General features: G+C 62.1%; 20 protein-coding genes. 9 read left to right on the top strand and 11 right to left on the bottom strand.

The window, feature by feature from the left end; translation table 11 throughout:
- Window positions 1-2 precede the first annotated feature (2 nt).
- The 7 genes from BOH68_RS08505 to fliF form a co-directional block, all read right to left on the bottom strand.
- The gene (locus tag BOH68_RS08505) at window positions 3-491 is read right to left on the bottom strand and encodes a flagellar basal body-associated FliL family protein (protein ID WP_077376268.1); all 489 of its coding nucleotides are present in this window, start codon (window positions 489-491) and stop codon (window positions 3-5) included.
- Between the two features lie 181 nt (window positions 492-672).
- On the bottom strand, window positions 673-2,073 hold the full coding sequence (locus BOH68_RS08500; RefSeq protein ID WP_077376271.1) for a flagellar hook-length control protein FliK: 1,401 nt from the start codon (window positions 2,071-2,073) through the stop codon (window positions 673-675).
- 58 nt (window positions 2,074-2,131) lie between these two features.
- A complete protein-coding gene (fliJ, locus tag BOH68_RS08495; protein ID WP_127735356.1) occupies window positions 2,132-2,581 on the bottom strand; it encodes a flagellar export protein FliJ in 450 nt (149 codons plus the stop codon).
- A 55-nt stretch (window positions 2,582-2,636) separates the two neighbouring features.
- Entirely contained in the window at window positions 2,637-3,995 is a 1,359-nt protein-coding gene (gene fliI / locus BOH68_RS08490) for a flagellar protein export ATPase FliI (protein WP_077376276.1), read from the bottom strand.
- Window positions 3,992-4,891: a FliH/SctL family protein gene (locus BOH68_RS08485; protein WP_077376279.1), complete on the bottom strand. Its 900-nt coding sequence runs from the start codon at window positions 4,889-4,891 to the stop codon at window positions 3,992-3,994. The genes fliI and BOH68_RS08485 overlap by 4 nt, the downstream gene beginning before the upstream one ends.
- Window positions 4,884-5,882, bottom strand: a complete 999-nt coding sequence (gene fliG, locus BOH68_RS08480) for a flagellar motor switch protein FliG (protein ID WP_077376282.1) — start codon at window positions 5,880-5,882, stop codon at window positions 4,884-4,886. Before fliG ends, BOH68_RS08485 begins: the two co-directional genes overlap by 8 nt.
- A complete protein-coding gene (gene fliF / locus BOH68_RS08475; protein ID WP_077376285.1) occupies window positions 5,875-7,632 on the bottom strand; it encodes a flagellar basal-body MS-ring/collar protein FliF in 1,758 nt (585 codons plus the stop codon). Before fliF ends, fliG begins: the two co-directional genes overlap by 8 nt.
- 249 nt (window positions 7,633-7,881) lie before the next feature.
- On the opposite strand from fliF, the gene fliE reads away from it, so the two are divergent.
- A complete protein-coding gene (gene fliE / locus BOH68_RS08470) occupies window positions 7,882-8,241 on the top strand; it encodes a flagellar hook-basal body complex protein FliE (protein ID WP_077376288.1) in 360 nt (119 codons plus the stop codon).
- 205 nt (window positions 8,242-8,446) lie between these two features.
- On the opposite strand, the gene BOH68_RS08465 is transcribed toward fliE, so the two are convergent.
- The gene (locus tag BOH68_RS08465) at window positions 8,447-9,583 is read right to left on the bottom strand and encodes a FliC/FljB family flagellin (protein WP_077376291.1); all 1,137 of its coding nucleotides are present in this window, start codon (window positions 9,581-9,583) and stop codon (window positions 8,447-8,449) included.
- 437 nt (window positions 9,584-10,020) lie between these two features.
- On the opposite strand from BOH68_RS08465, the gene BOH68_RS08460 reads away from it, so the two are divergent.
- Entirely contained in the window at window positions 10,021-10,767 is a 747-nt protein-coding gene (locus BOH68_RS08460) for an RNA polymerase sigma factor FliA (RefSeq protein WP_077376294.1), read from the top strand.
- Between the two features lie 200 nt (window positions 10,768-10,967).
- Here the strand turns inward: BOH68_RS08460 and BOH68_RS08455 are convergent, their stop codons facing one another.
- Entirely contained in the window at window positions 10,968-12,569 is a 1,602-nt protein-coding gene (locus BOH68_RS08455) for an MFS transporter (RefSeq protein ID WP_077376297.1), read from the bottom strand.
- Between the two features lie 753 nt (window positions 12,570-13,322).
- Between BOH68_RS08455 and BOH68_RS08450 the strand changes: the two genes are divergently transcribed.
- The 7 genes from BOH68_RS08450 (at window position 13,323) to BOH68_RS08420 (ending at window position 20,788) form a co-directional block, all read left to right on the top strand.
- Complete coding sequence (locus BOH68_RS08450) at window positions 13,323-14,312, top strand: DctP family TRAP transporter solute-binding subunit (RefSeq protein WP_258038294.1); 990 nt, start codon at window positions 13,323-13,325, stop codon at window positions 14,310-14,312.
- A gap of 218 nt (window positions 14,313-14,530) precedes the next feature.
- Complete coding sequence (locus BOH68_RS08445; RefSeq protein ID WP_255317572.1) at window positions 14,531-15,031, top strand: TRAP transporter small permease; 501 nt, start codon at window positions 14,531-14,533, stop codon at window positions 15,029-15,031.
- Window positions 15,021-16,316, top strand: a complete 1,296-nt coding sequence (locus BOH68_RS08440) for a TRAP transporter large permease (protein WP_077376303.1) — start codon at window positions 15,021-15,023, stop codon at window positions 16,314-16,316. Before BOH68_RS08445 ends, BOH68_RS08440 begins: the two co-directional genes overlap by 11 nt.
- Window positions 16,317-16,702: 386 nt before the next feature.
- Complete coding sequence (locus tag BOH68_RS08435) at window positions 16,703-16,942, top strand: DUF1656 domain-containing protein (RefSeq protein ID WP_240499517.1); 240 nt, start codon at window positions 16,703-16,705, stop codon at window positions 16,940-16,942.
- Between the two features lie 220 nt (window positions 16,943-17,162).
- Window positions 17,163-18,080: an efflux RND transporter periplasmic adaptor subunit gene (locus BOH68_RS08430; protein ID WP_077376306.1), complete on the top strand. Its 918-nt coding sequence runs from the start codon at window positions 17,163-17,165 to the stop codon at window positions 18,078-18,080.
- Window positions 18,081-18,083: 3 nt separating this feature from the next.
- The gene (locus BOH68_RS08425) at window positions 18,084-20,312 is read left to right on the top strand and encodes an FUSC family protein (RefSeq protein WP_170877418.1); all 2,229 of its coding nucleotides are present in this window, start codon (window positions 18,084-18,086) and stop codon (window positions 20,310-20,312) included.
- A 155-nt stretch (window positions 20,313-20,467) separates the two neighbouring features.
- Complete coding sequence (locus BOH68_RS08420; protein WP_139345462.1) at window positions 20,468-20,788, top strand: type 2 periplasmic-binding domain-containing protein; 321 nt, start codon at window positions 20,468-20,470, stop codon at window positions 20,786-20,788.
- A 121-nt stretch (window positions 20,789-20,909) separates the two neighbouring features.
- On the opposite strand, the gene BOH68_RS08415 is transcribed toward BOH68_RS08420, so the two are convergent.
- Window positions 20,910-22,295, bottom strand: coding sequence for a GntP family permease (locus BOH68_RS08415; protein ID WP_077376312.1), 1,386 nt, complete (start codon window positions 22,293-22,295; stop codon window positions 20,910-20,912).
- Between the two features lie 556 nt (window positions 22,296-22,851).
- Window positions 22,852-24,840 carry a beta-galactosidase gene (locus tag BOH68_RS08410; protein ID WP_077376315.1) on the bottom strand — a complete coding sequence of 663 codons (1,989 nt, stop codon included), beginning with the start codon at window positions 24,838-24,840 and terminating at the stop codon, window positions 22,852-22,854.
- Window positions 24,841-24,866 lie beyond the last annotated feature (26 nt).

Raw genomic sequence — 24,866 nt, 5'->3', positions numbered from 1 at the left:
GATTACTGCACGATGAAGTCGTTGTAGAGCACGCCGGTGATGGCCAGTGGCTGGCCCCCTTCGCTGTAGGGACGAGACAGCTCGTCACGCAGCGTGGTCTGGAGCGCCAGCTTGCCGGACTGGCTGGTCAGCTCTTGCGGGTTCTGGCCTGACAGCAACAGCAACATCCGGCTCTTGAGCTCAGGCAGGCGTGACTGTACCAGGCGTGAGGCGTCCTCGTCGGCCAGCTTGAAGGTCACCCCGATATAGAGCAGTCGATTGCCTCGCGGGCTCTCCAGATTGACGGTGAACGGTGCCAGCGGCAGGAAGACGGGGGGCGCTTCGACCACGACGTCCGGCGTGTCGTCCGCCTCGCTCGCTTGGCGGTCACTGAAGACCGGCAAGGCGAAATAGACCACTGCCAGGGCAGCAATCACGGCCGTCACCATGCTGATCAGACCGATCATCAGCCAGGTACGGGATGGATTCTGTGAAGCGGTGGTCGATGACATCGTGATGCAAGGTCTCCGGGGTCGGTGGCTGGCGCCAGTATGCCCGACGGGCACCAGGCCGAAGGGCGGAATAAGGCCACGCTTGGGGGCTTACTTGGGTGATGGTCGTATCATCTGCGCCTCAGGTCAGGCGCGGGGGCCTCTGCTCGCACGATGTCGTCACGCAAGTTCATCCCGCAGATCATGCCTGCCACTCGCGGCCAGAGGAGAGCGCGGCAAGCGTCAGGTCGGAGGATTGGCGGCTCGCAAGCGCCGGGTCTCCAAGGGAGGAGGCCTGGCGGTCGTGAGTGTCTGATGAGGGGGCTCCCCCGGTGCGTGATGCCCAAAGGGGAGCGTGCTCGCCGGACTGTCGCTCGCCGTGGCCGTCATCACGCCCACCTTGCTGGCCATCGCCCCAGTGGAACTGAGCAGCGGAATCGTCCTCGCCACTGATGGTGACCTCGGAGAGGGCATGGCCCTGCGCATCCAGCGCCTGACGCAGGTCCGCCAGGGACGCTTCCACCGCGGCACGCACCTGCTGATGCGCGGCGACGAAGTGCGCGCTGGTCGTCTGCTCGCCAAGGCTCAGGTGAATGCTGAGCCTGCCGAGATCCGCCGGGTTGAGCGTCAGCTCCGCCTGGGGCGTTCGGCTCAGTTGCATGCGCACCACCTGGTCGCTCAGGGACTGCTGCCAGGCTTGGCTGCCGACAGTGGGGGACACGCCGTGAAGAGTGCCTTGCAGCATGCCTTGCGGTGTCACCCCGGGGGCCGCGAGAGGCATGCCAGTCAGTGAGTGGCCACCGGAGGCGCTGCTGGCATCGCCCAGCATGCCGGAAAATAGCGCGACCTGATGGCTCGGCGACCCCGTCGCGACACCTCCCTCGCCGGGGAGCGCGGTGAACGGTCCCGCCTCGCCCTGAGTCAGGCTTGCGGGAGTCAGCGCAGTGAGTGCACGGCTCACGGCGTCGGTTGATATATGGGACGACAGGGGCGGCGTGTCTGTCGGGGGAGACGTGGTGGGTGTGCCCGCGGCCTTGCCTGCCTCGCTCTTGACGTCACCGACCTTGCCGCTGCGCAGTGAGGTGAACCAGTCACTGCGCGGAAGAGACGCCTGGATCTGCTGCCCCTTGGCGCCCGCGAGCGCATCCGGCGTGGCGGAGCCGGAGGAGGATCGGGCCTGATTCGTCATCTCCTGCAGGGCCTGCATGTGCTGTATCGCGCCATTGAGGTCCGAGGTGTCATCGGAGGGATGGCGGGGCTCGGCCTCGTGACTGGCGGTGGCGCCTGCAAGATCTCGAGAGCTCTCGTCAGTCGTGGCGTCAGCGCTTGAATCAGTACTTGAGCCAGCCTTGGCGGCGCGATCATCCTCGAGTGCTCGAGCTGACTCGTCGTTCGTCGGCTGCGCTCGCTGATGGCGGGATTGCAGGCGAGCTTCCTGAGCCTGCTCCGCACTGCGCTGCTCCTCACTGCGAGCCTGCGCCAGATGCTGCTCGAAGTCCTGACCGGGGGGACTGATCCGGGCATCGCGCGGCTGGCTGTTTGAAAAGGCCATCGACGAGGAGGAAGGCCCTGTCGTGGCCAGGATGCTGGGGCTATTGGTCATGCAAGCTCTCCCTGATGCGCCGGAATACGCGCAGTGATCGTGCTGTCACTCACATGGCTCAGAGGCTGGCGTGGCGCCGCCAGGCCTGCATGGCCATCTCGTCACTGCGACGTTGCTCGCTTGCCCGAACTTCGCGACTGGTCTCCAGGGCGGCGCGTTCCGCCAAGCCCTGCCAGGCCGCGTGGGTGCGCTGCTCGCTGACCAGCCGTTGATGCCGGGCGGTCGTCTGCGACGTCTCCATCGCGACGCGCTGGCGGCACTGCGCAATGGCATTGTCCAGCGAGGCGATGAAGGTCTGGAAATTCTGCCAGCTGGCCGGGTCCAGACCCTGGGCCAGGCGCTGCTGCATCTGCTGGCGATAATCGAGTCGATACTGTTCCAGCGTCGCCAGCTGGCTGGCGGCGGAGTCCTGGCGCTGACGCTGCTGATTCAGCTGGCGTGCGGCACCATCACGGCGGCGTTCGCTCAACCGGGTCAAGGTGTCAAAGCGTGAAGTGGATAGGGTCATGCGTGACGTTCCCTCGTGATGGCGAAAGGTGCAGCGCTGACGCGACACAGCCGCGTCACTGCTGGGCCAGCAGCTGTTCCAGCATGTCAGTACTATCGGCAAGGCTGGCGCGTTGTGAAGTGGCCTGTTGCAGGAAATGCCCCATGGGCTCATGCAGGCGCACCGCGTTGTCCAGGGTCTTGTCGCTGCCCGGCTGGTAGGCCCCGATGGCGATGAGGTCCTGATTGCGCTGATAACTCGAGTACAGCTGCTTGAAGCGGCGGGCTCTGGTCAGCTGGCGCTCCGGCGCCACCGCGGACATCGCGCGGCTGATGGAGGCCTCGATATCGATGGCCGGGTAGTGCCCGCTCTCCGCGATGCGCCGCGACAGCACGATATGACCATCGAGAATCGCGCGGGCACTGTCCGCGATCGGGTCCTGTTGATCATCGCCTTCGGTGAGCACGGTATAGAAGGCGGTGATGGACCCGCCGCCCCGCCGGCCGTTGCCCGTGCGCTCCACCAGTGCCGGCAGCTTGGCGAACACGGAAGGGGGATAGCCCTTAGTGGCCGGTGGCTCACCGATGGCCAGGGCAATCTCGCGCTGTGCCATGGCGTAACGGGTCAGCGAATCCATGATCAGCAGCACATCCCGGCCTTGATCGCGCAGGGATTCGGCGATGCGTGTCGCGTAGCTGGCTCCCTTGAGTCGATGCAGGGGGGTCATGTCAGCAGGGGTCGCGACCACCACCGCACGCTTGAGGCCTTCTTCGCCGAGCGTGTGCTCGATGAATTCCTGCACCTCGCGACCGCGCTCACCGATCAGGCCGACCACGATGACATCGGCATTGGTGAAGCGGGCCATCATCCCCAGCAGTACGCTCTTGCCGACCCCGGAGCCGGCAAACAGCCCCATGCGCTGCCCGCGGCCAACGCTGAGCAGGGCATTGATGGCGCGAATCCCCACGTCCAGCGGCGTGTCGATGGGGGCGCGTTCGAGGGGATTGAGCGGCTGACCCTCCAGGGGCGCATGACTGACGTCCTCCAGCGGCCCCAATCCATCCAGCGGTCGGCCGACGCCATCCACGACACGCCCCAGCAGGGCGTCGCCGACCGGATAGCGACGTTCGCCGACATTGCCATGCCCCAGGGGGATGACCTTGGCACCCGGCGCCACGCCACTGAGCGGGTCGATGGGCATCAGGTAGAGGGTCTGGTCGGCGAAGCCCACCACCTCGGCCTCTGCCGGCGACATGCCCGGCCCCAGTTCGATCAGGCAGCTGGCACCCACTGGCAGCCGCAGGCCGACGGCTTCGAGTACCAGGCCGGTGGCACGCACCAGTCGCCCGGTGGTGAGCTGGGGTTCCAGCGTCTCGACGCGCTGACGGATGGCCTGCATGGCGCTGCGCCATTGCTGAGAGGCAGAATCGCTCATGAGGGCAGACGCCCGAGGGTGTCAGACGACAGCGATGACGCCGCCGGCGCTGCCGGTGATGGCGCGAAGGCGTTCTCGGGGGGCTCCTGCAGCGACGGCTCCAGGTGCAGGATACGTGCGCCTGCCGTGGTGTCATCCGTGGGGGCCGCGCGCTGGCGCAGCTGGCGTGAAAGCAGTGCCAGTCGGCTTTCCAGACTGGCATCGTGACAGCCGCTGTCCGCCTCGGCACGACAGCCACCGACGCTGAGGCTGGTATCCGGCAGACATTGCCAGCCCAGGCGGGCAAGTTCGGCGCCCATCGCCTGCTCGACCCGCGGCAGATCCGCCGGATTCAGATAGAGGCGAGGGCGCCCGAGCAGCGGTGGATCCGCGGCCAGCAGGCTGCGGACGCTCTCGACGACATGCTCGGGGTGCGCGCGGAGCGCCTCTCTGGCCAGATGCCGACCGACACTGACGGCGAGGGCCGCCAGCTCATCGCCGATCTGCTCCTCGAGGCTGGTCAATGACTGTTGCAGGTGATGGACAAGCGGCGTGACCTGAGCCATCTGCTCGGCCAGCGCCTGTCGAGCGGCCTTGTCCTGCTGCTCGGCCTGCGCCTGTGCTTGCTGGCGTGCGCGTTCCAGCCCGGCTTGATAGCCGGCCGCTTCGCCGGCGGCGTAGCCTGCTTCATGGGCGGCCTGTTCGAGTTGGCGGCGCTGCGCTTCCAGCGTGGCACGTGCCCGTTGCGTCATGCGTCTGAGCAGCTCCGCATCCGGAGAAGTGCCTGACCCCGTCTGTCTCGTGCTTGCCTGTCGCGAGCCGGTGGCGTCTGGCCGCGCTTCCAGCGCCGTGTCCAGCGACTCGAGTTCCAGCGGCTGCCAGCCGTCATCTGCGCTGCTGGTGAGGTGATCAGACATAGGCGTCGCCACTCGAATTGATCACGATCTCGCCGCTGTCTGCCAGGCGACGGACGGTCTGCAGGATGCTCTTCTGCTCGCCCTCGACCTGGGTGACACGCACCGGGCCGCGCGCTTCCATGTCGTCCTTGAGCATCTCCGCGGCACGCTGCGACATGTTCTGCAGGAATTTCTGCAGTACCGCGTCGCCAGAGCCCTTGAGAGCGATCACCAGGGTGTCGTTGTCCACTTCATTGAGCAGCAGCTGAATGGAGCGGTCCTCGAGATCAACCAGATTCTCGAACACGAACATCTCATCGACGATCTTCTGCGCCAGGGCTTCATCGTGGTGGCGTACCGCTTCCAGAGCCTGCTCTTCATGCTGGCCGGGCATCAGGTTGAGAATCTCCGCCGCCGTACGGATACCGCCCATCTTGCTGCGCTTGAGGTTCTGGCCATCGAGCATGTTGGCCAGTACTTCGGTCAATTCCTGCAGGGCTGCCGGCTGGACGCCATTGAAGGTGGCAATCCTGAGCAGCACGTCGTTGCGCAGGGCTTCCGCGAACTGCTCGAGAATCTGTGAGGCCTGATGGCGTTCCAGATGCACCATGATGGTGGCGATGATCTGCGGATGCTCATCGCGGATCATCTCGGCGGCCAATGCCGGCTCCAGCAGATTGAGCGACTCGATGCCGTTGCTCTTGCCGGAACTTTCCAGAATGTCCTCGAGCAGGGAGCTGGCGCGATCCTGACCCAGTGCCTTGACCAGCACCGCGCGGATATGGTCGCTGGAGAGCATGTTGACCGCGCTGAACTGCTCACTGTCAGCATGGAAATCCTCGAGGGTCTTGGCCATCTGCTGATGGGACACCTGCGGCATGTGGGTCATGGTGGTGCTCAGTTTCTGGATCTCCTCGGTGGAGAGAAACTTGAAGACCTCGGCCGCGCTGTCTTCATCGAGGCTCATCAGCAGCGCGGCGCTGCGTTCCAGGTTGGACAGGGACTTACTCATGGTGACTCATCCAGTTCTTGAGAATCATGGCGACCAGGCGAGGGTCCTCACGGGCCATGTCACGGGCATCCTTGAGATTCTGCTGGTAAGTGCTGGGGCCACGAGAGGGCGGCTCCTGTCCCGAGGGAGCCCTCTGGCTGGCACCCGGCACAGCGACACTGGCCTCCATGCCTGCGGCAGATAGGCCCTCTCCCATGGGCCCCGCCGGTTGCCCGATGGTCTGGTAGTCACTCTGCGGGCGTAGCAGAGGTGTCAGCAGCGGCCGCAGCAACTTGCGATACAGAATCCAGGCGACGATCAGGATGATCAGGTAGCGGCCAAGTTCGATGGCCAGCGCCTGGAGTTCAGGGTTCTGCCACCATTCGGCAATGTCATCCGGCCTCACGTTGGCGCTGCCTGCCATCACGAAGGGTGCATTGATCACACTGAGGCTGTCGCCACGCTGCTCGCTGTAGCCCATGGCCTGACGTACCAATGCCTTGATCTGCTCAAGCGCTTCGCTATCCAGCGGGCGGGAGGTGACATTGCCGTTGGCATCTGTCACGCCTCGGTGATTGACGACCACCGCCACCGACAGCTTGTCCAGTCGCCCCAGCCGCTCACGGGTATGACGCACGACCTTGTCCAGCTCGTAGTTGGTGATCGAGCTGTGCTGATAGTTGCCACCCCTTTCCTCATCGGTTGCGTGGCTGGCGGCAGTGTCACTCTCATCTCCGGTGTCATCCGCGGCATTGATGGGCGAGGCGGCGGTACCCGGCGGCGTATTGGACAGCGCCCCGGGAATGCCGCCGATCATCGCCATGTCACCCGCGCCGGCATTGTTGAGCTGTGCACTGCGCACGGCGGCAGTGCCGGGGGTCTGATTGGGGCTGTAGTGTTCTTCCGTCTGCTCGGAATGCGAGAAGTCCAGCTGGGCGCTGACTTCGGCACGGAAGTTGTCGCGTCCCAGAATCGGGGTCAGCAATACGTTGATGCGCGACTGGTAGCGTTGCTCCAGCGCCTGGGCATATTCCAGGGCGCTGCCATCGAGATTGAGCGTATCGCCAGCCGGGCGCGACAGCGGCTCGCCATTCTGGTCCACGACGGTGATGTCCTCGCTCACCAGGCCCTGCACGCTGCCTGCCACCAGATGCTGGATGGCCTGGATCTGGCGATCCTTGAGCTGTTGACCCCGATGCAGCTCGACCACCACGGAGGCTGTCGCCGGGCGTCGCTCACGCACGAAGACGGATTCCTCGGGCAGGGCGAGATGCACGCGCGCGCTGGCGACGGGTTCGAGACTTGCGATGGTACGTGACAGCTCCCCCGACAGGGCGCGCTGATAATTGACGTGCTCGGTGAACTGGCTGATGCCGAAGGCCTGGGTGTCCATCAGCTCGAATCCGGTGCCGCCCTGGCTGGGCAGACCTTGCTGTGCCATGGACAGGCGCAGCCGATAGACCTGGTCTGCCGGCACTTCCAGGGTCGCGCCCTGATCACTGAGACGATAGGGCACGCCGGCCTGCTCGAGCTGCGTGACGATCTCGCCACCTTCATCGGCAGGCAGATCGCGGTACAGCACGCTCCACTGTGGTTGGGTACCCCATAGCAGCAGCGCGACGATGACGGCCACGCAGAACGCCGCCGCCATGATCAAGGGCAGGCGTGGCAGTGACGCCAGACGGGACTTGAGGTCATTGACGGTGTGGCTGCCGTTGCCCGCCGAGGGCTTGCTGGCCCCCTGGGGCGCTGACTGGCTGGGTGTACTCATGCAGATGTCCGGTTAGCGCAAGATGACGGCGCCGTGGTCTGGGGTCGCAGCGGTGGTGCCTGCAGGCAGGAGAGTTGTGTCACCCTCTTGTCGCACGGTGCCCATTATCGAAGCTGTCGGGGTAACCAATCAGACGAATAGCGTGTCAAAAAGCGGGTATTAGCGACTTTCAGCTCTGCGTTTGGCTGATAGGCTGAGCTCCACTGAAAGCGGCAGACGAATGGCGCGCGTTGAGACAGGAGAGGCGGGATGGCAATCGAATCAGTTGGCGCGAGCGTGACGTCCGCGCTGTCACCCGCCATGAAGGACGGGGTGCAGCAACTTGAGCGCATGGCGGCTCAGGCCGCGGGGGGCAGCGGGCAGCCAGGCGAGATGACTGAGGCGTCGTCGGACTTTGCCGGCATGCTCAAGGACTCGCTGTCGCGCGTCAGCCAGTCTCAGCAGGTCGCGGCGGGGCAGGCCAAGGCCTTCGAGCTGGGCAGCCCGGATGTCAGCCTCGATCAGGTCATGGTGGCGGGCCAGAAGGCCTCACTGGAATTCGAGATGACGGTGCAGGTACGCAACAAGTTGCTCAGTGCCTACAAGGAAATCATGAATATGGCGGTGTGATTCCTATCCGCATTCCAATGTAAAAGGGCAGACGCGATGCGTCTGCCCTTTTTGTTTGTTGCTGCTTGATATCGCTGGCGGAGGTTGAAATAACAAGAGCGCTGTTAACTAAAAGGACCAATATCAACAAGGCCGCTATCCTCTGCCAGCGACGGGCCTGCCACTCTTGCTGAGTGACAGGCCTAGGCAGCATGTGAGCCAGATATCAGCCCAGCAGTGACAGCACGTTCTGCGGTACCTGGTTGGCCTGGGTCAGCATGGAAGTCCCCGCCTGCTGCAGAATCTGTGCAGTGGTCATGCTGGAGACTTCTTCTGCATAGTCAGCATCTTGGATACGCGACTGGGCAGAGGCCAAGTTGGTTTCAGTGGTTGCCAGGTTGGTGATGGCAGAATCGAAACGGTTTTGCACGGCACCGAGGTCGGAGCGCATGCCATCCACTTGTTTTATTGCTTCGTCAAGCTTTTCGAGAGGATCTACAGTACCCGTGTACCCACCATCAGCATCGACTTGATATGCAGCTTTACCACTATCGAGTTTAGTTTGATTGTAACCAGCTGTGAATTGAACTATCCCCGTTGATTCATCAACAGTAACATCAGTCCCATCTACCTTGATCATGCTTCCATCGGTATCTTCAATAGCATATGCAGTAGCTCCACCAGCATCTGTATATGTGGTCAGCTTTAGTTCATCAAGACTAGTAGCGTCCAGAAGGGCAGTGGCTTCATCAGCAGTGCCTTCATTCCAGCTAAGATCTGCAGTAGTTGTTACATTGCCGGTTGTAGTAGTAAATTCAGTTACTTCTGTGGGGGTCCCTACATTAAACCCATCAAGCCCTAAAGTACTTTTGTTGGTTTTTTGTAAATCAATTTCAATTGTTTCTCCATCATTCGCACCTACTTGAATGCTTAATGATGCATCTGTGTTCAGAACATCCACGCCATTGAAGCTAGTTTGTTCGGATATACGATCAATTTCGGCCAAGCGCAGATTTATCTCATCTTGGATTGACTGTTTATCTTCTGCAGAGTTAGTACCATTAGCAGCCTGAACGGTCAGTTCACGCACACGCTGCAGGTTATCGTTGACCTGATTCAATGCACCTTCAGCGGTCTGGGCGACAGAGATGCCGTCGTTGGCGTTACGTTGTGCTTGGGACAGGCCGGTGATCTGGGAGTCCATGCGGTTGGCAATAGCCTGGCCGGCGGCGTCGTCCTTGGCGCTGTTGATACGCATGCCGGAGGACAGACGTTCCATGGAGGTGTTCAGGGCGTTCTGGGACTGATTCAGGTTCTGCTGAGTCACCATGGAAAGGGTGTTGGTATTGATCACTGAAGCCATGTGTCACTTCCTGTCGTAATGGGGAGATAGATGGCGTGTCGCCAGTAACGACTCCTGTGCCGTTGCTTCAGTTATCGTCGCGTCACGACAGAACTTTAGAAATTTTTTGCGTCCTCTCGACGTTGCTCGTTCCGGCTGTCCCTCTGGCTTTCCTTGCACGCTCTTCTTACGGGCGCTTCTCGTGACATCCTCGCGCCATTCAGTCGATCTGCTGGCGGGCTTGTGCGTGCCTCGCGGTCACTCAATGTCTCTTCATGTCTGCCTTCCCCAAGCCACAGTGGTAACGCAAGGCAGGAAAGCCGTGCTTGAGGGCGGTTATTCAAGGGAATGGATTCTGGCGCGCGCGCGACAATACGCTGGGAGCATGATCTCGAGACTGGGGTGATGCTCTGAGGTAACGCCTTCCCCGAGGGATGCAAGCGAGGACCAGGACGCCGATGTATACCGCCAGTGGGCGTATGGCCCAGCAGGATATCTACTCTGAATACCAACCGCTGGTGCGCCGGATCGCGCTTCAGTTGCAGGTGCGCTTGCCAGCGAGTGTCGATCTCGAGGATCTGATTCAGGCTGGCATGCTGGGGCTGTGTGAATGCGTGGGCCGCTATGAGCAGGGCCACGGTGCCAGCTTTGCCACCTATGCCAGTCAGCGCATCCGCGGTGCGATGCTCGATGAGCTGCGCTCGCGAGACTGGTTGCCGCGCAGTGTGCGCCGGGCCGGCCGCGAGCTTGAGAGCGTGATCCAGCAGCTGGAGCAGCGCCTGGGCTATCCGCCCGAGGAGACCCAGATCGCCTCTGCCATGGGGCTTGCGCTGGAGGACTATCGACGCCTGCTGCTGGATACCAACAACGGCATGGTGATGTCGCTGGACGAGATGCTGGATGAGAATGGCGCCGCGCCGGGCGGAATCTCCACTCCCTACGTGGAACCCTTCGCATTGCCCCACGAGGCGCTGGAGGAGGCCGATACCCGCCGAGCACTCACCGAGGCCATCGAACGGCTTCCGGAGCGCGAGAAGCTGTTGATGGCGCTCTATTATCAGGAGAATCTCAATCTCAAGGAGATTGGCGCGGTACTCGATGTCACCGAGTCGCGTGTCTCGCAGCTGCATTCCCAGGCCGTGCGTCGGCTGCAGGGTGTGCTGGCACCGCATCTGGTAGCGCGGGCGGGCAAGCGTCGTCGTTGAGCCCTTATCGTTTTGAGCCTTCTTCGTTTTCCTGGTCTTTCTCCCCCCGCTGAACCGTTTGCTGTTTCGGCTGCCCTTGTTTTTCTGTCCCTGTTCGCCCGCCGCTATTTCGCCCGCTCCAAACAAGAACACCGCCTCTCAGGGCGGTGTTCTTGGTTATCTCTTTTTTATTGTCAATCTTGGCATGCCGTCAGGCGTGATCAGTAGCTCTCGCGCTCCGGCTCCGACCTGACGCGGCGCTCCTCTTCACTGAGGTGCTGGGCCTGCTCGTCGATATGGCCATCCAGATGCCAGTCGTCTTCCATGCCGGTGACGCGGTCGTTCATCACGCCTTCCTCATTGTCGACCTGCTGCACGACGCCTTCTTCTGCTTCAGAGGCCGCTTGCTGTTGCTGGGCGGCAAGTTCTTCTTCGCTAGGCTCCGGCTCAGGTTCGGCATCGAAGTCGAATTCCAGCTGACCGGTTTCCGGCTCGGTGATGGCTTCCTCGACCCAGGCGGCACTCAGCGGACTGGTGGTGGAGGGCGCCACCACATAGTGACCGGGGTGATCGCCATCCTCGGCATCCAGCACCTGACGCGGCTTGCTGGTGACACTGGCGGCGAGAATCACGATCAGCACGTGGATGGCGGTCAGGGTATAGAGGAAGCCGACGGCCCCGAAGCGTTCCATCAGCAGGCCCGCGGTGAGCGGACCCAGAATCGCGCCCGCGCCATGCATCAGTACCAGCGTGCCGCTGGCGGAGATGATCTGTGGCGTGGTCAGCAGGTTGTTGGCTGCCGCCAGGAACAGCGAGTACTGGGTCAGGATCAGCCCGCCGAGCCCCGCCCCCAGCAGCGCCATGGTCAGCATGCTGCCACCACTGAACGGCACGCCGCCGATGGACAGCGCGATCGCCCCGACACTGCAGCCCAGAATCACCTTCTTGGCCGAGAGCTTGTCGGAGAGCTTGCCCAGCGGCCATTGCAGCAGGGCGGCCCCCAGAATGAAGGCGCCCATGAACCAGGAGACTTCCTGTACCGGCAGGCCGGCGCGGTCGGCGTACACCGCGCCCATGCCGAAGACGGTGCCGTTGGCGATGCCGGTGGCGAAGCCGCCCAGGGTGCCCAGCGGTGCCAGGCGCAGCAGACGAACGATCCCCATGGCCTCCGGCTGCGCGCCTTCCGGTTGCGGTGAGGCGGACAGCAGCATCGGCACCAGCGCCAAGGACATGATCACCGACACCAGGATGAACAGCAGATAGGTATTCGGGTTGGCGACGTTGAGCAGCAACTGGCCACCGCCCATGCCCAGATAGGTGATCACCATGTAGATGGCCAGCAGCCGGCCGCGCATCTGGTTGGTCGCCTGGCTGTTGAGCCAGCTCTCCGCCACCACGTAGAGGCCGGCGAAGGCGAAGCCGGTGATGAAGCGCATCGCGATCCACACCTCGGGCACCACATAGAGCGCGTGGATCAGGATGCACACCGAGGTGATGGAGGCCAGCGCCGCGAAGGTGCGCACATGGCCGACCCGACGCAGCTTGCGCGGTGCAAGCGTCGAGCCCAGCAGGAAGCCGGCGAAGTAGGCCGACATGATGATGCCCGTCATGGTGTTGCTGAAGCCTTCCGAGGAGGCACGAATCCCCAACAGACTGCCCTGTAGTCCGTTGGCCAGCATCAGCATCCCCATTCCCAGCAGCAGCGACCACAGAACGACCGCCGCGCCCAGACTGCTGGTCGGCTGCAGTCGCTTGGGCGGCGTGTCGAGCGGCTCGGTCTCGAAGGTGGGAGTGGGTATGGCTTCCTGCTGGGGGTGCGGCATGGAAGGGGCCTCATCGGTCAAGGTCGGTACCGTTTGAGCGGTGCCGACGAGATGTCAGGTACGACACTTGCGTGCGTGGTGATGGTCAGTCGTGGTTGGTCCTTGCGGGAACGGCGCTCAGTCTACCGACCGAATCCGCAGTCTGCGACCCGTGGCGCGCCATTGCGTGGATGAAAGGCGACAGATCTGGAAATTTGTCGCAATGATGTAATTGGCTGGATGGATATACAGTCACCCGTGAAATTCTGACCTCGGAGGGGCTGGGGACACGCTGGTGTTGTAAAAGGCACGGCATCAAGCAAAGTGAAATATCCTGAAACTCCCTGTTGGCGGGGCCTGCACCAAGGCTGGCCCTCTTGAATCGCTGGATACACTCCTTGGCAACACACGTTGATGACACCACATGGTCGAGAGTTTCGTGCGCAAAAAGTCTCGGAAAACCCGAGGGGTGGATGTATATACAGTTATGGGAGTGGAGTGAGACAGCACCTCAGCGTCGAAAAAGCGCCGATCTGTCGCATGGTCGAATGGTCAGCGACCAAAGTAGATGCGAATCTGCCCGAGGACACACTCAACAACATCATAATCAAGAGGTTATTCATGACCCTGACCGCCGCACTCGCCAACGCTGATTCCGCCTCCGGAGCTGACACCGTCTCTCGTCAATGGCATCGCCACGCTTCGATGTCTGGTATTCCTTCCACTACTTCTTCTACTTCTTCGCGTGTTGCCGCCCCGAGTCGCGCTGCCCTGATGGCTGGCGTGCTTGGCCTGGCTCTGCTGTCACCGCTGATGGCGAGTGATGCCGAGGCGCGCGAGCTGTCCGTCTCCACCGTGCTGTCGGATGCCTTCCCGTGGGGGCAGGCGGCCGAGAAGTGGGCGGAACTGGTAGAGGAGCGCTCCGGTGGCGATCTCACCTTGCGTGTTTATCCGAATGCCCAGCTGGTGGCGGGAGACCAGACCAAGGAATTCTCGGCCATGCGTCAGGGGCTGATCGATCTCGCGGTGGGCTCGACCATCAACTGGTCGCCCCAGGTGCCGGAGCTCAACCTGTTCTCGCTGCCGTTCCTGATGCCGGACCACGCCGCCATCGATGCGCTGACTCAGGGTGAGTCGGGCAAGCAGGTCTTCGCCGCCATCGAGTCCAAGGGCATCATGCCGCTGGCGTGGGGCGAGAATGGCTTCCGTGAGGTGTCCAATTCCTCGAAATCAATCACCACGCCGGACGACTTGAAGGGCCTGAAGATTCGTGTCGTGGGGTCGCCGCTGTTCCAGGACACCTTCACGGCGCTGGGCGCCAACCCGACCCAGATGAGCTGGGCGGATGCCAAGCCGGCGCTGACCACCGGTGCGGTGGATGGTCAGGAGAACCCGCTGTCGGTGTTCGATGTGGCACGGATCGATCAGGTCGGCCAGACCCATCTGACCCTCTGGCACTACATGGCGGACCCGCTGATCTTCGCCGCCAACCAGCGTGTCTGGAAGTCGCTCAGCGAACAGGAGCGCACTCTGCTGACCGAGACCGCCAAGGAAGCGGGTGCCTGGGAGATCGCCATGAGTCGTGAAGGCAATGCCCAGCGGCTGGCGGATATCGAGGCGCGCGGCGTGAATGTCGTCAAGCTCGATGACGATGCGATGCAGGCCTTCCGTGACGCCACCCAGTCGGTCTACGAAAGCTGGACACCGAAGATCGGTGAGGCGCTGGTCGAGACGGCACGTGCCGAGGTCGAGGCCTCGCGCTGAGTCTGGCCATGATCGCCGCTGATCACGGAGCAGATGACATCGGGAATAATGCGGTCTGTGCGCGTTATTGAGTGAAGAACCACGCCGGGGCCTGACAGCCTCGGCGTTCGTGTGGATCGCGTGTCATGTCGCAAAAGTCGCAACAACCGTCTCAACAAGCCTCACATCAAACTGGCACGAGCGCAGCGCCTGCTCCCACGGACAGGCCACCGCCATGCGTGCGGCCGGAATCCTGGCTGGCGGCGCTGGCGCTGGGCCTGATCGGCATCATCAGTCTGGCCAACGTGGTGGTGCGTTACGCCACCGATGCCTCCTTTGCCTTCACCGAGGAATTCTCGGTCTTCCTGCTGGTGTTGCTGACGCTGGCGGGCGCCTCGGTGGCGATTCGCCGTCAGGCACATATTCGTATCGCGCTGCTGGAAGACGTGCTGCCGTTGCCGCTGTGGCGACTGGTGGTGGTGTTGCAGACCCTGGCGGTACTTGTCGTGCTTGGATTGGTCGTCTGGTTTGGCGGCACCTTCGCGCTGGAGGAGTATCAGTGGGAGTCGCTGTCACCGGGACTGGGCCTGCCCAACTGGTGGTATGTGATCTGGCTGCCGCTACTGGGTGTGGCGATGGCCTGGCGCCAGCTGCAGCAGTGTGTTGATCGCTTGAAGCAAGGACCTGATTCGCGGCAAGTGGATCGCGACCAGCACAAGGAGTCAGATCATGAGTCCTGATCTCTGGTTGCTCGCAAGCTTTGCCGCGCTGTTGATACTCGGCGTGCCGGTGGCCTTCGCGCTGGGGCTGTCGGGGGCGGTGGGTATCGTCGCGGGTCTGCCGGTCAGCATGCTGGCCACCTTGGGGACCAATACCTACAACAGCATCGCCAAGTATCCGCTGATCGCCATTCCATTGTTCATCCTGACGGGGCTGGTGTTCGAGCGTGCCGGCGTGGCGGCGCGGCTGGTGCGCTTTGCCCAGGCGTTGATCGGGCCGCGTCACGGTGGCCTCGCGCTGGTGGCGGTGCTGGTGTGTCTGATCATGGGCGGCATGAGTGGTTCCGGCCCGGCGGATGCGGCCGCGGTGGCGATGGTGATGATTCCCAGCATGACACGGGCGGGCTACCCCAAGGCGTTCTCGGCGACGCTGATTGCGGCCTCGGCCTCCACGGCGATCCTGATCCCGCCCTCCATCGCGTTGATCCTCTATTCCATCGTGGTGCCGGGGGTGGATCTGCGCGCGCTGTTTGCCGCAGGGCTGATTCCGGGCTTGCTGGTGGGTGTGGCCTTGCTGGTACCGGCCTGGGTACTGTCGCGGCGCTATCGCTGGGAAGATCCGACTCAGGTGGAACGTATCGCGCTGGGTCCGGCGTTCCGCTCAGCGATTCCGGCGTTGCTGGCACCGGTGATCATCCTCGGCGGGCTGCGCTCAGGCCTCTTCACGCCCACGGAAGCGGCGGTGGTGGCGGCCGCCTACGGGCTGTGTGTCGGGCTCTTCATCACCCGTGAGCTCAAGCTCTCTCAGGTGTGGGAACTGCTCAGGGAAGCAGCGGTGATCTCGGGGGTGGTGATGCTGATCATCGCGCTGGCGGGCATATTCGCCTGGGCCGGCACCATGCTGGGTACCTTCCGCCATCTCGCCGAGTGGTTGATCACGCTGTCCGATAGCGGCACGACGCTGCTGATTCTGGTGATGGTGGCGGTACTGATCGCCGGGATGCTGCTGGATGCGGTCTCCATCTACCTGATTCTGATGCCGGTGCTGATTCCGGTGATGCAGCACTTCGGGTGGCATCCGGTATGGTTCGGGATTCTGCTGGCGATGAACATCGCGATCGGCCAGTTCACGCCGCCGGTGGCCGTCAATCTGATGGTGACCAGCAGCGTGGCCGGTGTTCGACTCGAGAAGACCGTCGGATGGGCGATGGTCTTTGTCGTGGCGATGCTCGCGGCCCTGGCAGTGGTGATGCTGTTCCCGGAACTGGCGCTATGGCTGCCGCGCATCCTCGGTTATGCCGTGTAACGCAACCGAGTGAGCGCGTTGTTGAGTGCGAAAGCGGAACGGAGCCTTCATAAGCGGCTTGTCGAGAGGCAAGCCGCTTGTCATGACTGCCACACCCACCAGATGTTCTGCCCGGACGCTGACTTCACCCGCGCGCCTACTGGAAAATCCAGCAGGGGGAAGCACTTGCGCACTGTCGCGTCTCATCACGGGCACGTGGCAACTCGCCTGATAAATGTTAGCCTGCATATATTCTTGTGGGGTAGCGGCGCTTCAGACCTTGAATGCAGGCGGAGCTGCCTCCATAGGTTGACGTTGACTGAGCGTCAATGCTGGCGACCAATCTCGCCTATCGCCCCCCCGCATGCGTGATCTCACCTCCAGAGGATCTCCAAGGACATGTGTCGATGAACGAAACACCCCCTGACATGCCATTGGCAGGTTTCAATGCACTGCACGAGATGGTGGTGGGAGAATTCCTGATCAGCCCCATGCTGGTCTATGCGCTGGCGGCGCTGGTGATCGCCGGGTTGATTCGCTCGTTGCTGCACCGGGTGCTTGCCAATCATGAGCTATGGTTCGAGGCCTGGTTCGACATCTCGCTCTTCATCATCTGTCTGACGGGAATCGTCGCACTGGTGACCTGACGCCTTCACCGAATCGCGTCTGGTCCGTCACTCATCGTCATCGCGACAGCGCTCGCGTCGCAAGCGTCAGATGTCCCTCGTCATTTACCTGTCGCGTCACTGTCGCAACGTCACCCCATCTTCGAAGGCGGTCGAGCTCAGGCGTCACTGGCAAGCATCACTCTGCGCAACCTCGTGTGAGCCGAGGCTCCCGTCAGGATCAACTCTTCAAGGAAACTGCATGAGCAAGTCTCGACAGAAAGTCGTGAAATGGGTCATTACCCTGTGTCTGGTGGCCGTGGCGGTCTGGTGTGCCATCTGGCTGTGGAAGACCTACATGTACAGTCCCTGGACGCGGGATGCTCGCGTGCGTGCCGAGGTGATCACGCTGAGTCCTGACGTGTCCGGCTGGGTGAGTGAACTCAACGTGGCGGACACCACTCGCGTCAAGCAGGGTGACGTGATTCTGCAGATCGACCAGGCCCGCTATGCGGCGGCGCTGGCTCAGGCTAAGGCGAGTCTGGCCAGTGCCAAGGCCACCTTGCGGCTCAAGGAGCATGAAGCCAATCGACGCAGTCGTCTGACCAACCGAGCGATCAGTGAAGAGGAGCGTGACAGTGCTCGTCTCGAGGCCGAGGTGGCTCGCGCCGATGTGCAGCAGGCCGAGGCGGCGCTTCAATCCGCGCAACTGGATCTTGACCGTACCCAGCTGACCGCCCCGGCGGATGGCAGCATCCTCAACATGCACCTGACGCAGGGCAACTATGTGACGGCGGGTACTTCGGTCATGGCGTTGATCAAGGATGACTCCTTCTATCTCAGCGCCTATTTCCAGGAAACCAAGCTGCAGCATGTGCGCAAGGGAGATCCGGTCCAGATCACGCTGATGAGCGGCAACAAGGACTTCAAGGGCCGTGTCGTGGGAATCGGTGAGGGGATCGCCGATGACAATACCGCGACCAATGCCCAGCAGCTGCCGCAGGTGAGTGCGACCTTCAGCTGGGTACGCCTGGCACAGCGCATCCCGGTGAGAGTGGAGTTCGATGATATCGAGGCGGTACGGGCGTCCGGGGTCAATCTGGCGGCAGGCATGACGGCGAGTGTCCGGCTGCTCAGTGACATCACCGATGCCGAGGACAGCGGCCACGGAGCACCTTGATCGATGTCTCCGGCACTCGCGGCGTTTCTCAGACCCTCTTCCTTTGCCCTGAAGTTCGCCTTCAAGGGTGTCCTTGCCATGTCACTGGCACTCTATGCGGCCTTCTATTTTGATCTGGATCGCCCGTACTGGGCGCTGATCTCGGCGGCCTTTCTGCAGATACGCCCGATGTCGGGAATGGTGGTCGAGAAGGGCATCTGCCAGATCGCCGGCACCGTGGCGGGTGTCGGTGTCGCCGTCGTGATCATGGGGCTGTTTGCCCAGGCGCCGGAATTGGCACTGGGCAGTGTCACCCTGTGGATCGGCCTGTGCATCTACGGGGCTTCGCTCACCCACAACAACCTCTCCTATGGCTGTGTGATGGGGGCGGTGGCCTGCATGATCATCGTGGTGCTGACGTCCTCGGCGCCCGGCAACTTCTTCTCGGTGGCGCTGGCTCGCCTCAGTGAGTTGAGTCTCGGTGCACTGTGCGCCGTGCTGGTCAGTGCGCTGGTCTGGCCGATACGTGTGCGGGACCATCTGGGGCAGCTGGCGGATACCGCCGTCAACGCCACCTTCCGTTATATGGCGCTGGCCTTCTCGGACCCCTCCCAGGATGACCTGAGCGCCGAGCAACGTCATGCCGAGGAGAATCGCGAACGTCAGGCGATGCTCGAACAGATGATGACCGGCCTTGGGGCGCTCAACAATCTCGAGATCGATGCCCACTCCGCGCGATATGAGGGGCCTCAGGGCAAGGGGCGTATCCGCGGTGTCCATCTGCTGACCCGGCGGAGCATGCGCCTCTATGCCACCCTCAAGGCACTGCATCAGCTGCGTCACCCGGAATTCTTCCTGCGCTATCACGCCACTGGCGTTGACGGTGAGTCCGAGCACCACAACCCCATCGACGACGACGGGCAAGACGATCAGCTCGCGCGTCCGGCCGTTCAGCAACCGGAGCGCTTCAGTCAACCGACACAGGACCTGATGCAGCGACTTGGCAGCGCCTTTCAGAGCATGGCCGACAACCAGGGGATCGGGCAGGCACGCGCCACCTTGAAGGAGCTGCGCGGAGAATGCCTGAGAATCTCGCGCGGTCAGCGCAATCTGTCTGCCCTCGAGGCACGGCTGCTCTATAGTCTGCGGGAAGTGCTGGGCCATGCGCTGGTGATGCTTCAGGCACGTGAGGTCATCAATCATCCCGGTCGCCATCAATTGCGCCAGCCCAGTCTGAGCTGGCATCGCGATCACGGACGAGCGGCGACCAATGCGCTGCGTGCCATGCTGATCTTCGGGACTACCTCCATCTTCTGGCTGGCGACGGCCTGGGACAATGGGGCGGTGGCCATGCTGCTGGGCACGTTGTTCTCCGGTATCTTCGCCAGTCGCGATGACCCCGCCCCCATCATCCCCATGGTGCTCAAAGGCCTGCTGTTCGCCGTGCCCAGTGTGCTGTTGTTCGGCAATGTCCTGTTGAGTCAGGCCCAGCATTTCGTGCCGTTCATTCTGATCTTCAGTGTTCCGTTGTTCATCGGCCTGATGGGGTCCGTGGTGCCGGTGCTGGCGGGGATCTGTCTGCCGTTCGTGGTGTTCAATATCCTGCTGGTGATGCCCGACAACGGCATGACCTTCGATGTGGCCTATACCCTCAACCGGAGTCTGGCGGCCGGGATCGGCCTGATCGTGACCATTCTCGGGTTTCGCCTGATCCCGGTACCCGGGGCCGGCTGGGACAAGCGCCAGCTGATCAAGACAACGGCAAGTGATATCCGGGAGCTGGCCGAACGCCCCGCTCAGCAGGTGGACAGCTGGTTCGGGGGACGCATGGGAGATCGCCTGCTGCGTCTTGCCCGCCATGAGCAAAGCCGTCAACAGGAACAGCAGTCACGTCAGGGCGGGGCCGATTCACCTGCGATCGCGGACGAGCCGCAGGGAATGCCTCTGATGTCTCTGGGCCTGACAGGCATGGATATCGGCCGCGGAATAGGCTTCGTGCGACGGGAGCTTGGCGAGAACATGTCCAGGCCCGTGCAGCGTGCCTTGCAGAGCTTGATTCTGGCGCTGGCGGAGGATTTCGAGCGATGCAGTCAGGGCAAGCGACCCAGACGTCTTCAGAAGGCCGGGCGCCGATTCTCGCAGACCATCGCCGAACAGGACGCCATGAGTCGCCACAAGCAAGCCTTGCTGGCGGGCTGGCTGGAGCGGGTGCAACTCACGCTCGAGAGTGATGCGTTGCGTCAGAACGCGTGAATCTGACGCCTGATCAATGTTCCGCGCTCAGGCGTCAGATGGTCCGTTAAAAAACGCTAATAAAAGCAACCGTGGCAAGAGCATCTGGTCTATCATTGAAGATATCTGCTCATATCTGAGCGAAATGCATGAGATGTCTACTACGGGGGAGTATCATGGCTTTCATGAATGACATCAGCAACAGTGGTCGTGATGCCCCTGATCGCTTCAAGCGTGTCACCTTCACGACGCAATACCTGCACGAATTGAGCCTGTATGTGCTGCCCGGCAGTGAAGTGCTGCTGCGAGTCAGCCAGGCCAGTGAAGACCTGATGCTGTTGCAGTTCGATGATGACTTCTACGCCGAGTTCATTGCCTCGCGCATCGTCGACTGGGTGGCGGAGAATCCCCGGGCCGACAAGGAAGATCTGACGCTCTGGATCAAGACGCGTGCCCGCGCCGAAGTCCCCATGATCCAACAGCATCACGTCTATTGAGACTGTCCGTGCCATCAAGGCGTCCTGAGACAGATGTCTCAGGTATCGAAACGACACAGGCCACCCCTTGAGGTGGCCTGTGTCGTTTCTGTCGCCCTTGGCTTTCAGAGGCAGGTCGTGGTCAGAAGCTGCCAAACAGGCTGCCCAGCGTCACGACACTGATCAGTGCCAGCATCGGGAACGCCACGGTCATCATGAACATCTGTCCGTAGGACTGGCGGTGAGTCAGCTTGCAGATGGCCAGCAGCGTGATGACTGCGCCTGAGTGCGGTAGCGTATCCATGCTGCCAGCCGCCAGTGCCGCCACACGGTGCATCAATTCAGGGTCTATCCCGGCATTGACGGCCATCTCCATGTAGGTCGAGCCCAGTGTCGAGAGCGCGATGCTCATGCCGCCCGAGGAGGAGCCGGTAATCCCTGCCAGCACGTTGACCGCCACGGCCTCCGAGATCAGCGGATTGTCGGGGTAGAGCCCCAGTACTGCCTCCTTGACCAGTGCAAAGCCGGCCAGGCTTGCGATCACGGCGCCATAACCGACCTCCGAGGCGGTGTTGAAGACGGGCAGCATGGCACCGAAACAGCCATTGTTGACCGTCGTCTTCAAGTCAGCCCACTGCTTCCAGCGAGTCACCACCAGCCAGAGTGACGCACAGCTCAGCGCGATCAATATCGACCACATGCCGGTGGCGCCGGCCGGGTCAAGCTCCGGGAAGGCGTCATTGAGATAGGAGAAGTCGATGCGTGGGAAGACCAGGTAGGTGAGCAGGGCATTGAGTCCGATCACCAGTATCAGCGGGATCACGGCTGCCAGCATGCTCATGCGTGCCACCGGCGCATCATCATTCAATGCTTCATTGTCATGCTTGCCATAGCCTTCGTCCTGCGCCTGAGCTTTCGTGGCTCTGCCCTTCAGCCACCAGGTGCCCAGCCCCAGCATGATCAGACTGGCGATGATGCCAAGTCCGGGAGCCGCGAAGCTGTTGGTCTGGAAGTAGGGAATCGGAATCGCGTTCTGGATCGCCGGGGTACCGGGCAGGGCGGTCATCGTGAAGGTGAAGGAGCCCAGCGCCAGTGCCGCGGGCAGCAGTCGCTTGGGTGTCGAGGTGCGCCGGAAGAGCTGGGCACCGATGGGATAGACGGCGAAAGCGACCACGAACAGCGAGACGCCACCGTAGGTCAGCAGGGCGCAGGCCAGCACGACGGTGAGAATCACATGGCGGGTTCCTAGGCGCTTTACCAGCCCCTCGGAAATCGCGTGGGCTGCCCCGGAATCCGCCATCAACTGGCCAAACAAGGCACCGAGAATGAACAGCGGGAAGAACTTGGCCAGGTAACCGCCCAGCTGGCTCATGAAGGTGACGGTATAGCTGGGCAGCAGGGCGCCTGCATCACCTGAAAGCACGACGGCAAGAGCCGCCATCACAGGTGCCAGCAACAGAACGGTGATACCGCGGTAGGCCAGGAACATCAACAGTCCCAGCGATATCAGAATGGCAAGAATGCTCATGAAGGGGACATCTCGTGGTTGGCGTTGTAGTCATGGTGTGCCGTCTGCCAATGACGACGTATGTCCTGTGAACAGGTGCGTTTCCTGTAATTATTTCTTTATATGGACTGTTCTACAGTGACATCTGGCTCACGGTAGAGTTTGTCTGACAAGAGGACAATGCGGCTTAAGTGGCAGCGTGGGACTCCCGTATCGGGGGTTGGCAAGGCGTGTGGTACAACAGATAGAATTTATACCGTTATATTTCGTTTGAATGAAAAATTCTGCCAATTCCGCGAGTTTCCAGGACTGTAGAGACCGTCATGTCAGCAGAAGACCTGCCACGGGAAGGGGCTGTGTTCTCAACACCGCCAGCGGCAAGCTCTTGACGAAAACTCTTGTTGGCAACTGTCGCCTTAAGAAAAAGGCGGTACCCGGAGGCACCGCCAGAAACGATCGAACCATCCGCCGGTCGCGAGGCCGACAGGGGTCATGGAGTCATACGTACGTGACGCTTGTCTGGATGATGGCAAGGCTACTGAAGCGCTCCGTTGCCGTCATCGCCTTGGACATCTCGTCATGCCATGCGCCAGATACTGACGCCAGCGGGAGCGAGCTGTTGGCCTCCGCAGATCCAGCCATCTTCCGGCACCAGGCCTTCGGGTAGCCAGCGTGGTTCAGGCGCATAGTTGAAGGCAAACACCAGATTGCCTCTGCAGCGCAGGCGCACACCCTCCGGCAGGGCGGTGGTAAGGATGGCTGCCTTGCGACATTCCTCGACCAGCACGGCCATGAGGGTGTCTTCTTCAAGCCAGGCGGTCAGATAGCTGACCCCTGCGCGCTCCGTGAGAGCCGCTTCTCCATCATCGAAACGAGTCACGACCCTTGCCGTGGTTCGCGTGCTGTCGAGCAGGTCTCGCCAGCGCAACGCGTGGCCATGATGACCATTGGCCGTGGTGACCCCGGGGCAGGCACCGGGGCGCAGACCATCGACCCGATCGACCGTGACGCCGGCCAGCTCGCCGAGGGCGCCCGGTGCCAGTTGATCGGGTATCTGGAAGTCTGCCGTGCGTGAGCCGGAGCGTGCGCCGATCACGATACGGCTGCCGCTGTCACGTGCAGCGTTCAGGCGTGCCGCAAGCGCATCGTCGGCAATCACCTGACAGGGCAGCACGACGAGAGGATAGCCACTGACATCATCACGAGGGGAGACGATGTCGATGTCCAGACCGAGCCTGCGAAGGGCGCTGTACCAGCTCAGATGCAGTTCCAGCGCATCGAAGTCCTCGGCATGCGGTTGAATCTGGCAGGCCCAGATCGAGGCATAGTCGAACATCAAGGCCACGGGGGCCTGTTCGGTCTCGATCTCGCGCCCACTGAGGCCTTCTGCGCTCAAGCGAGCCAGTTCATCGCGGACCTGCAACAGCTCCGGCCAGGCCGAGGCCGGTGAACCATCCGGACGCAACAGACCCGCATGCATCTGTTCCTGCGCGAAGGGGGCCTGACGCCAACGGAAATAGGAAACGACTTCCGCACCGTGGGCAAAGGCCTCATGGCTCCAGAGGCGAACCATGCCGGGCAGTGGGGCGGCATTGCTGATGGCCCAGTTGACCGGCCCCGGCTGTTGCTCCATGACCCACCAGCGCCCCTTGCACATGGCGCGATAGAGGTCGTGGTGGAAACCGGCAAAATCAGGGTGGCCCTGTTGGCGATAGAACGCCTTGGTGGCCTCGGGATGGGCACCACGCTCCAGAAAGCCCAACGGGTAACTATCCCAGCTGGCAATGTCCAGGTCCCGGGCGACGTCAAAGTGGTCAAACTCCGTGAACAGGCCCATGAAGTTGTGCACGATATCGACGTTCACGCCGCTGTCTCGCAGCGTCTGGACCTGAAGCAGGTTGTACTCGACCACCATGTCGGAGCAGAAGCGACGATAATCCAGCACGATCGCCGGATGTGGCTCGGTGACGGTGCCGACCGGCGCCTCGACCTGCGAGAAGGCGGTCACCTCCAGGCTCCAGAACACCGCGCCCCATGCCTCATTGAGCGCTTCGACACTGCCGTAGCGTTGTTCCAGCCACTCAGGAAAGCCTGCGCGCGCCGCCCGAGAGTAGCTGAGGATGGTGTCGTGGCAGCCGTATTCATTGTCGGTCTGCCACGCCATGATCGCCGGATGAGTGGCGTAGCGCTCCGCCATCAAACGCACGATACGCTCGCTCTGCGTGCGATAGACGGGCGAGGAGAAGCAGTAATGGCGACGTGAGCCATACCCCCGCACCTGGCCATGCTCATCGACGGCCAGTATCTCGGGATGGGCATCCACCAGCCATTTCGGGGGCGTGGCCGTCGGAGTTCCCATCACGATCTTGAGACCGGCGCGCGCAAGCACCTCAACGGCCTCGTCGAGCCACTCGAAACGCAGCTCTCCGGAGCGCGGCTCCAGCCGACTCCAGGCGAACTCGCCTATGCGCACCACGCGAATGCCGGCCTCGAACATGTCACGGGCATCCTGCGCCCAGCGCTCACGCGGCCAGTGTTCCGGGTAATAACAGACGCCGAGTTGCATACAGGTCATCCTTGAATCGGTGAAGT

The sequence above is a fragment of the Cobetia sp. MM1IDA2H-1 genome, from assembly GCF_002916775.2.
Lineage (GTDB): Bacteria > Pseudomonadota > Gammaproteobacteria > Pseudomonadales > Halomonadaceae > Cobetia > Cobetia marina.
This window is presented reverse-complemented; position numbering and strand designations above follow the sequence as displayed.